10 protein-coding genes are annotated in these 12027 nt (G+C 61.3%); 7 read left to right on the top strand and 3 right to left on the bottom strand.

Going from position 1 to position 12027, the window contains the following annotated elements; all coding sequences use genetic code 11:
• The first annotated feature begins 75 nt into the window (after positions 1-75).
• From Q8K08_RS13555 to Q8K08_RS13545, 3 genes are all read left to right on the top strand, one after another.
• Positions 76-1797 carry an ABC transporter substrate-binding protein gene (locus tag Q8K08_RS13555; protein WP_305250380.1) on the top strand — a complete coding sequence of 574 codons (1722 nt, stop codon included), beginning with the start codon at positions 76-78 and terminating at the stop codon, positions 1795-1797.
• 149 nt (positions 1798-1946) lie between these two features.
• Complete coding sequence (gene glpK / locus Q8K08_RS13550) at positions 1947-3431, top strand: glycerol kinase GlpK (protein ID WP_304804689.1); 1485 nt, start codon at positions 1947-1949, stop codon at positions 3429-3431.
• The gene (locus tag Q8K08_RS13545) at positions 3428-4555 is read left to right on the top strand and encodes an iron-containing alcohol dehydrogenase (RefSeq protein ID WP_305250379.1); all 1128 of its coding nucleotides are present in this window, start codon (positions 3428-3430) and stop codon (positions 4553-4555) included. The genes glpK and Q8K08_RS13545 overlap by 4 nt, the downstream gene beginning before the upstream one ends.
• Before the next feature lie 225 nt (positions 4556-4780).
• Here Q8K08_RS13545 and Q8K08_RS13540 read toward each other — a convergent pair whose 3' ends face one another.
• From Q8K08_RS13540 to Q8K08_RS13530, 3 genes are read right to left on the bottom strand one after another with little or no spacing between them, the layout of a single operon-like run.
• A complete protein-coding gene (locus Q8K08_RS13540; protein WP_305250378.1) occupies positions 4781-5827 on the bottom strand; it encodes a substrate-binding domain-containing protein in 1047 nt (348 codons plus the stop codon).
• 25 nt (positions 5828-5852) lie between these two features.
• On the bottom strand, positions 5853-6875 hold the full coding sequence (locus tag Q8K08_RS13535) for an ABC transporter permease (protein ID WP_304804679.1): 1023 nt from the start codon (positions 6873-6875) through the stop codon (positions 5853-5855).
• A gap of 9 nt (positions 6876-6884) precedes the next feature.
• Entirely contained in the window at positions 6885-8378 is a 1494-nt protein-coding gene (locus tag Q8K08_RS13530; RefSeq protein ID WP_305250377.1) for a sugar ABC transporter ATP-binding protein, read from the bottom strand.
• Between the two features lie 157 nt (positions 8379-8535).
• On the opposite strand from Q8K08_RS13530, the gene Q8K08_RS13525 reads away from it, so the two are divergent.
• The 4 genes from Q8K08_RS13525 (at position 8536) to Q8K08_RS13510 (ending at position 12010) form a co-directional block, all read left to right on the top strand.
• On the top strand, positions 8536-9531 hold the full coding sequence (locus Q8K08_RS13525) for a LacI family DNA-binding transcriptional regulator (RefSeq protein ID WP_304796896.1): 996 nt from the start codon (positions 8536-8538) through the stop codon (positions 9529-9531).
• Between the two features lie 175 nt (positions 9532-9706).
• Complete coding sequence (locus Q8K08_RS13520; RefSeq protein ID WP_305250376.1) at positions 9707-10222, top strand: Lrp/AsnC family transcriptional regulator; 516 nt, start codon at positions 9707-9709, stop codon at positions 10220-10222.
• Positions 10223-10370: 148 nt separating this feature from the next.
• A complete protein-coding gene (locus Q8K08_RS13515) occupies positions 10371-11531 on the top strand; it encodes a glycine cleavage T C-terminal barrel domain-containing protein (protein WP_305250375.1) in 1161 nt (386 codons plus the stop codon).
• Between the two features lie 29 nt (positions 11532-11560).
• On the top strand, positions 11561-12010 hold the full coding sequence (locus Q8K08_RS13510; protein ID WP_305250374.1) for an OsmC family protein: 450 nt from the start codon (positions 11561-11563) through the stop codon (positions 12008-12010).
• The last annotated feature ends 17 nt before the right edge of the window (positions 12011-12027 follow it).

Here is a 12027-nt window from a genome sequence, read left to right as displayed (position 1 = left end):
GCCACGACCGGGCACAACAGTGAAAGAGTAGCCCGGCACCACATCTGATGTCTCACAATTCTGGGAGGAACCGTAATGAGACTTCGCCACACGACAACCGCCATGGCGCTCGCGCTGATGGCCACCGGGTCGGCCCCTGCATGGGCTGATATGGACGCTGCAAAAGCGTTCCTTGACGCCGAAATCGGCGAGCTGTCCACGTTGGACCGCTCCGCGCAAGAAGCAGAAATGCAATGGTTTATCGATGCCGCCAAACCCTACGCGGGCATGGACATCAAGGTGGTGTCCGAAACCATCACCACCCATGAGTATGAAGCCAAGGTTCTGGCCCCGGCCTTTACCGCGATGACCGGCATCAAGATCACCCATGACCTGATCGGCGAAGGTGACGTGGTCGAAAAGCTGCAAACGCAGATGCAGTCGGGCGAGAATATCTATGACGCCTATATCAACGACTCCGACCTGATCGGCACCCATTGGCGCTATCAGCAGGTCCGCATCCTTGATGACTGGATGGTCGGCGAAGGCGCTGCGGTCACCAGCCCCACCCTTGATGTTGCCGATTTCATCGGCACCAAGTTCACCACCGCGCCGGATGGTAAGCTGTATCAGTTGCCCACCCAGCAGTTCGCGAACCTCTACTGGTTCCGCTATGACTGGTTCAACGACGAGAAAACCAAAGCCGATTTCCAGGAGAAGTATGGCTACGAACTCGGCGTTCCGCTGAACTGGTCCGCCTATGAAGACATCGCCGAATTCTTCACGGGCCGTGACATGACCTATGCGGGCGGACCGGCCTCGGCCTGGGGCAATATGGACTATGGCAAGAAAGACCCGTCGCTTGGCTGGCGCTACACCGACGCGTGGATGTCAATGGCTGGCATGGGCGATGTGGGTGAACCCAACGGCCTGCCGGTCGATGAATGGGGCATCCGGGTGAATGAAAACTCGCAGCCCGTCGGCTCTTGCGTTGCGCGTGGCGGTGCCACCAATGACGCGGCGGCAGTCTATGCGGTGACCAAGGCGATCGACTGGCTGCAGCGGTTCACCCCGCCAGAAGCCCAAGGCATGACCTTTGGCGAGGCGGGCCCGGTTCCGGCCCAAGGCCAGATCGCCCAGCAGATGTTCTGGTACACCGCCTTCACCGCCGACATGGTCAAAGAGGGCCTGCCGGTGATGAACGAGGATGGCACGCCGAAATGGCGCATGGCCCCCTCGCCGCACGGCACCTATTGGCAAGAAGGCATGAAGGTTGGCTATCAGGACGCAGGGTCCTGGACGCTGATGAAATCCACCCCAGTCGACCGCGCACAGGCTGCATGGCTTTATGCGCAGTTCGTGACGTCCAAGACCGTCGATGTGAAGAAGTCCCATGTCGGGCTGACCTTCATCCGCGAGTCGACGATCCAGCACGACAGCTTCACCGAGCGGGCACCGAAACTGGGCGGTCTGGTCGAATTCTACCGCTCGCCAGCCCGTGTGCAGTGGTCGCCAACAGGGACCAACGTGCCAGACTATCCGAAGCTGGCACAGTTGTGGTGGCAGAACATCGGTGACGCCATGTCGGGCGCCAAAACCCCGCAAGCGGCCCTCGATGCCCTGTGCGAAGAGCAGGAACGCGTCATGGAGCGGATCGAGCGCGCCGGGGTTCAAGGCGACATCGGCCCGAAACTGAACGAACCGCAAGACCCACAAATTTGGCTCGACGCCCCCGGGGCGCCGGTGGCCAAGCTGGAGAACGAAAAGCCACAGGGTGAAACCATCAGCTATGACGAGCTGATCAAGTCCTGGAACTGATCTGAAACCTCGATGGGGCAGGGCGCTTGCCTTGCCCCATTTCCTTGTTCTTAAATATCCCCGCCGGAGGCTCCCTGCACATCCAGCAGGAGCCTCCGGCGGGGATATTTAAGAACAGAAAATGTCCAAAGTGGCCGAAAGAGATGCTTATGAACCATATTCTTGCCATTGATCAGGGCACCACCTCCAGCCGCGCGATCCTGTTTGATTGTGATTTGCGCGTGGTGGCGTCCGCGCAAGAAGAGTTCCCGCAGCACTATCCCCACCCCGGCTGGGTGGAGCATGATCCGTCCGATCTGTGGTCTACCGTGGCCGCCACCGCCCGCGCTGCGATGGAGAAAGCGGGGATCAAGGCTGACAGCATTGCGGCCATCGGCATCACCAACCAGCGCGAAACCACGCTGATCTGGGACCGTGCCACCGGTCAGCCGATTCATAATGCGATCGTCTGGCAAGACCGCCGCACAGCCGACACCTGCTCTGCGCTGAAAGACGCAGGGCATGAGCCGATGATCACCGCCCGCACTGGGCTGCTGCTGGACCCCTATTTTTCAGCGACAAAGGTGAAATGGCTGCTTGATCACGTCGACGGCGCGCGAGCGCGCGCCGAGGCGGGGGAGCTGGCCTTTGGCACGGTGGACAGTTGGTTGATCTGGAACCTGACCGGGGGCCGCGCCCATGTGACCGACGCCACCAATGCCGCACGCACGATGCTATATAACATCGCCAAAGGTGAGTGGGACGCCGAGATCTGCGCCCTTATGGGCGTGCCGATGGCGCTTTTGCCCGAGGTCAAGGATTGCGCCGCCGACTTCGGCATGACTCGCGCCGATCTGTTCGGGCGTGAGATCCCGATTCTTGGTGTGGCGGGTGACCAGCAGGCGGCCACGGTCGGGCAGGCGTGTTTTGCCCCCGGCATGATGAAATCCACCTATGGGACCGGCTGTTTTGCGCTGCTGAACACCGGCGCCGACATGGTCCCTTCAACCAACCGCTTGCTGACTACCATCGCTTACCAACTGAATGGTAAGCCTACCTATGCGCTGGAAGGCTCGATCTTTATCGCCGGGGCCGTTGTGCAATGGCTGCGGGACGGGCTCAGGATCATCCGTCATGCGTCGGAAACTCAAGCCCTTGCTGAAGCCGCCGAAGAGGCGCAGGGCGTGATCCTTGTTCCCGCCTTTACCGGCCTTGGCGCGCCTTATTGGCGGCCCGATTGCCGGGGGGCGGTTTACGGTCTCACCCGGAACTCTGGCCCGGCGGAAATGGCAAGGGCGGCGCTGGAATCGGTCGGCTATCAGACCCGTGATCTGCTGGAGGCGATGCGTGCCGACTGGGGTGCGGCGTCTAAGGGGGTATTGCGGGTGGATGGTGGCATGACAGCAAGCGACTGGGCCATGCAATTCTTGTCCGACATTCTGGGGGCGCCGGTGGACCGGCCAAAGGTGACCGAAACCACGGCGTTGGGGGCTGCTTATCTGGCCGGGATGCAGGCCGGAATTTGCGGCACGCCCGAGGAGTTCGCAAAAGGCTGGGCGCTGGACCATCGCTTTGAGCCCCAGATGGAGGCAGAAACCCGCGACGCCAAATACACCCGTTGGGGTCGGGCGGTACAGGCCACGATGTCGGTATGAGTTTCACCATCCTTCAGCCGTCGCGCATCTTGTTTGGGCGTGGGCTGGCGGCGCAGGCTGTCGGTCTCGCGCGCGGCTTTGGCCCGCGCGGGGTGGTGGTGCATGGTGCAAATCCTGCGCGGGTGGCGGCAGTGCTTGGGGCCCTTGGCCCGGACACGCTGGCACTCTGCTGTGCTCGCGAGCCGACTCTGGCGATGCTTGAGGCGGCACTATCCACCGTCCGCCCGTTCCACCCCGATTGGGTGCTTGCTATTGGCGGCGGCGCGGTGCTGGATTTTGGCAAGGCGCTGGCTGCGATGATCCCCGCCCCCGGTGAACTGATGGACCATCTGGAGATCGTCGGCAAAGGTTTGCCCCTCGCCGCCGCTCCCCTGCCTTTCCTTGCACTGCCCACCACCGCAGGCACCGGGGCCGAGGTCACCAAAAACGCCGTCATCGGCCTGCCGGATCATGGCCGCAAGGTCAGCCTGCGCGATGACCGAATGATCGCCCGTGTAGCCATCATCGACCCGGCGCTGACCGATGGGTGCCCTTGGCCTGTCACACTTGCCTCTGGCCTCGACGCGGTGACACAAGTGATCGAGCCCTATGTGAGTGTCAAAGCCACGCCCTACACCGACGCCATCTCGCTGCCTGCGATTGCGCCCGGCTTGCGTGCCCTGATGCGGCTGCAATACGGCGAAGACACCTCTGCCCGCGACGCGCTTGCATGGACATCCCTTTGCGGCGGGCTTGCGCTGGCCAATGCTGGTCTTGGCGTAGTGCATGGCTTTGCCAGTGTCATTGGCGGCACGACTGGAGCCGCGCATGGCGCAATATGCGGTGCGCTTTTGGGGCCAGTGCTGGCGATGAACCGCGCCCGTGCAACAGATCAGGCGCGCGCACGGCTGGAGCAGGTTTGCGCGATCCTTGCTGAGGTGCTTGACTGCCCCAACGAGCAAGCTCCAGCGGCTCTTTCCTCGTGGGCTCATGGGGCCGGGCTTGCGCGGTTGTCCAGTCTGGGCGTCGCAGCTTCAGACCATGCAGCCCTTGCAACCGCCGCCCAATCCGCATCGTCAAGCCGGGGCAACCCCGTAGCCCTGAGCAATCTGGACCTTTGCACGATCCTGGAACAGGCAGGCTGACAGAACGAACTCTGGCAAGGCCGGGCCAGAAGCCGCATTCTGGAATTGAATGGGCACATACAGCAAGGCGGGTCGGATCACCGCGGAAGCTGAACTGATTTTGTTGGAATTTTCTCTTGCGGCAAAGGGCCAAGACACACCGATTCAAACGCCGCCAGCAGCCTATCTTGAGGCGCGAAGCAGGTGCGAGAGACGGCTCCCGCACCTGCTGTTAATAGCTAAGGTCTATTTGCCCCAGATCGCGGCATAAGCCTCACGGTAGCCGTTGTCAGGGTCAAAAGCGTTGCCGGTGCTGTTGGCCAGCGCTTCCTCGGTCACCAGCGCGGGGGCTGTGATGTAACCCGAGCATGGTTCACCAGAGATGGCACGGTTCAGCTCATCTACCAGTTGCCAGCCTTGCAGGTTCAGTGGTTCGGCCACTGTCACTGCCTGATACTGCCCGGTGCGGATGCGCTGGAACGCAGCCTCGGACCCGTCGCCCGCCGATCCGGCCTTTGGCGCACCGCGCCCGTCGATCCCGGCGGCCGCAAGCGATGGCCCCATGAAATCGAAATACAGATCGTTGATGGCCAGAGAATGGGTCCATGCCGCCCCGTGCTGTTGCAGCAGCGTCGTGGTCAACGGACCCATGCGGGCCGAAGTTTCTGCAATCGGCGTATCGACCCATTGCAACACCGTGCCGCCTCCGCTTTCAATGATCTCTTTCAGCTTGGCAGCTTTCAGAATCGCGATTGTATAGGTGCTGTCGGTAAAGATCACCACGCCGGGCGCGCCGCCTGCGTCCTGCAACGCCCATTCTGCGGCCTTGGTCGACACGTCCATCGCATCGGTGGACACGTTGGCAAAGATGCCGCCCGGCGCGTCGCAACCGATCTTTGGACCTGAATGCCAGGACACCATCGGAATCCCCGCCGCCGTGACACCTTCAAGCGCAGCCTGCTGTTCGGCGGCATCAAAGCCGTTGATCACAACGCCATCAGGCCCCAGCGCCAGCGCCTGCCCTACTGCCGCAGCCCGGCTCTGGATAGAGCCTGCGCCATCCAACACCTTGACAGTCCAGCCGATTTTCGCGGCGGCCTCCTCGATTCCGGTGGTCACCCCAAGGATGCCGCCGTTTTTCATGTCGCCCGCCAGCACGACAATCGTTTTACCCTCGGCAGCTTTTGGCCCTGCGGTCGGGCCATCAAAAGCCTCTTGCGCAAAAGCAGCCAGCCCCGTTGTTGCCAGAATGGTGCCCGCAAGCAGCCCGTTCAGTAGAGTTCGCTTCAGCATGATAATCCTCCCGATTTTTTGCTGATCACTTCGATTTCGCCCCCTTCTTTCGCTGCGCATACCCGGCAATGCCGATTGCGATCAAAAGGGTGGTGCCGTTGAAAAGTGGTTCGACCCAGAAACTGCCGCCGAACTGCTGAATGCCCGAGATGCCGACCGCAAGGATCAGCACGCCAACGATGGTGCCCCAGACGTTGACCCGCCCTGGCTTGATGGTGGTGGACCCAAGAAATGCCCCGACAAGCGCGGGTAGCAGAAACTCCAACCCCACCGACGCCTGCCCGATGCGCAGCTTCGATGCCAGCAGCACCCCTGCAAGCGCAGTCAAAGCACCCGAGGCAACAAATGCACCGATCACGAATTTCCGGGTGGGAATACCGTTCAGCTCCGCCGCGCGCTGGTTCGCGCCGATGGCGTAAAGATAGCGGCCCGTCGGCGTGTATTCCAGAATGACCCACAGCGAGACCGTGATCGCCAGCACATAGTAAGCCGTGATTGGCAGGCCAAAGACAAAGGTGCCGTTGATCGCATAAAACGCATCAGGCAGAGCGCCCACCATCTGCCGCCCGCCCGTGTGCCACAAGGCAAGCGCATAGAGCACGGTACCGGTGCCAAGGGTGGCAATAAAGCTGTCGATCCGCGCCACCTCGACCAGCAGGCCGTTCAACGCGCCGGTGATGATGCCAAGCACCAGCACGATCCCTACCGCCACCGGCCATGGCAGACCGTAAAGCGTCTGCAAGCTGATGGCGAGAATATGCCACAGCACAATCCCGTAGCCTACCGTCAGATCAATCCGCCCTGCCACCATCGGGATCATCGCGGCAAGCGCCAGCAGAGCAATGATCGCCTTGTCGCTAAGTATCGAGCGCACGTTCAACAGCGTGGGAAAGGTGTTGGGCAGCAGGATGGAAAACAACAGCACAAGCCCCAGCATCAGGATCACCAGACCATAGGTCGGTGCCAGCCGCAGCGCCTTGCGCAGTGGCGTCAGTCCGCGCAATTCGTCTTTGGTCGGTTCAACGGCGTTTGAGTCTATTCCGGGCATGATGCGTCCTCAGGCGGCTTCACCGGCCGATGCGGCCTGGATCAGTGATTCAGTGGAAAGTTCAACGCCAGACAGTTCGGCAACGGGCAATCCCCGGCTGAACACGATGGCACGGTGACAGATGGCGGCGATTTCCTCAAAGTCGGTGGACACCACCAAAACCCCCATGCCGCTGGCCAGCGCCTCATACAGCAGGTGGTAAATCTCGGCCTTGGCCCCCACGTCGACACCCGCAGTCGGGTCTTCGGTGATCAGCAAGCGACGGCCCGAATCCAGCCAGCGGCCCACCACAACCTTTTGCTGGTTGCCGCCTGAAAGCGCCTCGATGGCCAATGTAGGGTCGTTTGGTGACAGGCCGACACGCGCGCCGATCACCTGCGCCATCTCTTCTTCGCGGCGTGGCGACAGCATCGACACCAGCCGCCGTCCGGTGGCTGATGGATTCAGAAAAGCATTCTCGCGGATCGCAAGGCCGGGGGCCACGCTTTCCCCGATCCGGTCGCGCGCCACCAGCCCGATACCCGACCGCATCGCCGTCTGGGCCGTGCGCAGATCGGGGCTGCTGCCATCCAGCATCACTCGGCCGGCATGGGGGATCACGCCAAACAGCGCCCGGCCAATGTCTTCGTGCCCTGCCCCGCGCAAGCCCGCCAACCCCAGAAGCTCACCGCGCCGAATAGCAAAGCTGATCGGCCCCACAGTCGGGGTGGCAAAGTGTTCAACGGTCAGGATCGCCGGGCCGTCCAGCACCGCAGGTCGCGCAATTTCGCGCGCCTTGCGACCAACGATCAGGCTGACAAGCTCATCCGGCGTGGTGTGGCTGATCGGGCGCATGCCCACCATCTGGCCATCGCGCAGCACCGCCACACGGTCGGCAATCTGAAAAATCTCGTCCAGCCGGTGGCTGACATAAATCATCCCCACACCGCGCGCTTTCAGAGGGCGAAGGGCAGCAAACAGCCGTTCTACTTCATCAGCGGGAAGGCTGGCGGTGGGTTCATCCAGTACCAGAAAATCACAGTGGCTGGCCAGCGCACGGGCAATCGCTACCAGCGATTTTTGAGTCCGCGTCAGGCTGGAGATACGGGCCGTGGCGGAGAAATCCGCCTCGACCAGACGGAGTGCCGCATCAGCTGCCGCCTCGGTCGCGACCCAGTCAATGCGGCGGCCCCGACGCACATAGCCAAGCGCCAGCGCAATGTTTTCGGCCACGCTCATCCACTCAATCAGGCCAAGATCCTGATGGATAAAGGCCACCTTCTGCCCGCCCGCCTTGCCTGCTTCATGGGCATAAGGCACGCCATTGATGCGCACGTCGCCCTCATCAGGCCGGTGAATGCCGCCCAGAACCTTGATCAAAGTGGATTTGCCCGCACCGTTCTCACCCAAAAGCGCGACGATCTCGCCACGACCAACGGTCAACGAGACACCCTTCAGCGCCCGCGTTCCGCCAAAGGCTTTTACGATGCGGTCAAAGAACAGACCGTCGGTTGACGGTTCCATGGCAGATCCTCCCTAGACCGATACCGGGGTTGCGCTGATCTTGCGTCAGGTTTACCGGTAACGTAAGAAAAGATGACCTTGCGCCCACCGCCTGTCAAGGACAAAGTTATCGATAACATGAACGCCCCCTGTCTGAGAACAAGGACCGGACCGCCGAATGAAAGCAAACCTTGAAGACATCGCCCTGGCCGCCGGGGTGTCAAAGATGACCGTTAGCCGCGTGTTGCGCGGCGGCACCGGGTTTTCGACGCAAACGCGCGACAAAGTCATGAAATTCGCGCAAACCATGGGCTATGTTCCGAACCGGCTAGCCGCGGCCTTTGGGGCGGATCAATCCAGCACTCTGGTGGGCATGTGCGTACCCCGGCTGACCTCTGGTTTGTTCAGCCATGTGCTGGACGGGGTGGACCGCGCGCTCAGCCGTCTGGGCTATCAACTGATGATCGGAGCCAACAACCACTCTGCCGAGGAAGAGGAAGCCTGGGTCCGGCAGGTGATCGCATGGCGTCCGGCGGGTGTGATTCTGTCGGGCCGCACCCATACGCCCGGCACGGTTGATCTGTTGCGCGAAGCGACTGGTCCGGTGGTAGAAATCTGGGATCTGACGACAAGCCCCATCGATATCTCGGTTGGCTTTTCGCATTTCGATTGCGGGGCCGAGATGGCGCAGTTCCTGCTGCGACGCGGGCGGCGGCGGGCGGGCTACGTCGGCGCGCTTGCCCGCGCCGACGTGATGGGGGCCGCACGACTGGAGGGGTTTGAGGCCACACTGGCCCGCGCCGGGCACCCTTTGGTCGCATGCGAGGTGCTGCACGACATGCCGGGGTTTTATGCTGGCTACTACGGTCTGGAAACTTTGCTCAGCCGCCAGCCCCGGCTTGATGTGGTGTATTTCCACAATGATGAAATGGCGATTGGCGGGCTGGCCTATGCCCAGTCACGCGGCCTGCGGGTGCCCGAGGATCTCGGCATCGCCGGTTGGGGCGGGATGGAGGCCGCGTCAATTCTGCAGCGCAGGCTGACCACAACGGTGGTGCCCACCACCGCCATCGGCAAAGCTGCCGCCGAGGCATTGGTCGCACGTCTTAAGGGTGAAGCCGGGCAAGAGGTAACAGTGCTTCCCACAAGGCTGGAACCGGGCGAGACGGGCTGACTTGCGGCCAGTCGCGATATATTCAGCCCAAGCGCCCGGCCGGTCGCGACCACCTCGCGGTGGTGCCAGATCCCAATCACTGGCGTTCTTCATATTCACAGCGTAAGCATCAGGAACCAAGCCCAATACCGCCGTTGCTTTTGCGAAAGTCACCAACCATGCAGCTTGTCCGCAGATGAAACCAGCCGAGCTTGACGCCGCAGATATTCGGATCCTTTGTGCGCTGCAGGACCATGGGCAACTCAGCAAATCAAAACTGGCCGAGATGGTCGGCTTGTCAGAGACGCCATGTTGGGCGCGCCTGACCCGGTTGAAGACGGCAGGTTTGATCCGTGGATATCATGCCGACATCGCGCTGTCGCGCATACTGGCATTGTCAAAGGTAGTGGTCACGGTTTCGCTCAAAAGCCACCGCAAAACGGATTTTGAGCGGTTCGAGGCCTATATCTCACACTGCCCCGAGGTGACGGATTGCATCTCGACCGGGGGCGGGATGGATTATGTGATGACCGTGATTACAACCAGCCTGCCCGCGTTTCAGACCCTGATGGAACGGATTCTGGATGCGGAACTGGGGATCGACAGGTACATGACATATATCGCGACGCGCCAGATCAAATCGGGCCGCCCTGACCTTGCGCGGCTTGTTGGCGGGCAGCCTCACAAGGCCGCGCCGGCGATAAAAGACTGATCGGCCCGCTACGATGCAAAGTTTGGTCTGATCGGTCTTTGCAAGCCTCATCTTTGGCCCGGTGGCCGCGCCGGATTTGCCTAAATTGCTCTGCATGGCGTCAAGGTCGCGCGGCCTGAAGTCAGGCCCGCCAGCAAGGGCAATCACGATGGCACAGGCAGAGAATTTCGGCTTCGGCACCCAGATCCGCAAATCCCCCTATTTCGACGCAACCGTGCGCTGGGGGGCCACCGGGTTTTCGGTCTATAACCACATGTACATTCCACGCGATTTTGGCGACCCGGAACAGAACTTCTGGAACCTGATCAATGACGCAATCCTGTGCGATGTTGCGGTCGAACGTCAGGTGGAAATCACCGGCCCGGATGCGGCGCGCTTTGTGCAGATGCTGACCCCGCGCGATCTGTCGAAAATGGCGGTGGGGCAGTGCAAATACATTCTGATCACCAACGCTGATGGCGGCATCCTGAATGATCCGATCTTGCTGCGTCTGGCCGAGAACCATTTCTGGATCTCGCTGGCGGACAGCGACATCCTGCTGTGGGCGCAAGGCGTGGCGGTCCATTCGGGGATGGATGTGACCATCTGCGAGCCTGATGTGTCGCCCGTGCAGTTACAGGGTCCGAAGTCGGGCCAGATCATGCAGGCATTGTTCGGCGAAAGCATCACGGAGCTAAAATACTACTGGCTGCGCGAGCTGGACCTGGATGGCATTCCGGTCTTGGTGTCGCGCACAGGCTGGTCGAGCGAGCTGGGCTATGAGATTTACCTGCGCGACAGCGCCCATGGCGATGCGCTGTGGGAAAAGATCATGGCGGCGGGCGCGCCTTTTGGGCTGAAACCCGGCCACACCTCATCCATTCGCCGTATTGAGGGCGCGATGCTGTCCTATCACGCAGATGCCGACAGCAATACGAACCCCTATGAACTGGGCCTGGACCGGCTGGTGAACCTTGATATCGAGGCCGATTTCATCGGCAAGGCCGCGCTGCGCCGCATCAAGGACGCAGGCGTCAGCCGCAAACAGGTTGGCCTGATCATCGAAGGCACCCCGCTGAACGGACCGAACACGTCCTATTGGCCCATCAGGAAGAATGGTGTGACGATTGGCAAGGTCACCTCTGCCGTCTATTCGCCGCGCTTGCAAAAGAACATCGCCTTGGCCATGGTTGCGGTAGAACACGCCGTATTGGGGGCCGAGGTGGCCGTTGTGAACCGCACAGGACTTGTGAACGAGGGCAGCACCGAGCGTGCGATCATCGTGGATCGTCCGTTCTATGACCCGCAAAAAAAGATCACCGCCGCCTGAGCGGGACCGCTCCTTCTAGGACCAAAAACATGTCAGAGCTTTCGGTTGATCTGCATTGGCACCGCGCCGAACCTGCGCTTCAAAGCGGGAAATACTCCGCTGAACATACCGTGCGCTACAACAGCGCCATTGAGGTTCTTGTCGACGCCGCCCCGGACTGGGGCGGCAAGCCCGAGAACACCAACCCCGAACAGGCGCTGGCGGCGGCGCTGTCCAGTTGCCACATGATGACCTTCCTTGCGCTGGCGGCCAAGGCAGGCTGGCCGGTGGCCAGCTATGCCGATCACGCAGTGGCGCATCTGGGCAAGAACGCAAAGGGGCAGATGTCGGTCACGCGAATTGACCTTCATCCGGTGGTGCGCTTCGATATTGGCTTTACGGTTGAGGATGACAAACTGGTCGACATGCAGGATCGTGCGCATCGCTACTGTTTCATCGCCAACACGCTGGCTGACAGCGTGGATGTGAACATCCTTTAACCCCGGCAGAGGAGTAG

Origin of the sequence: Pseudotabrizicola sp., from assembly GCF_030684215.1 — a bacterium.
In the GTDB taxonomy this organism is placed as follows: Bacteria; Pseudomonadota; Alphaproteobacteria; order Rhodobacterales; family Rhodobacteraceae; genus Pseudotabrizicola.
Note: the sequence above shows the minus strand (reverse complement) of the source record. Positions and strands in the feature narration are given on the sequence as shown.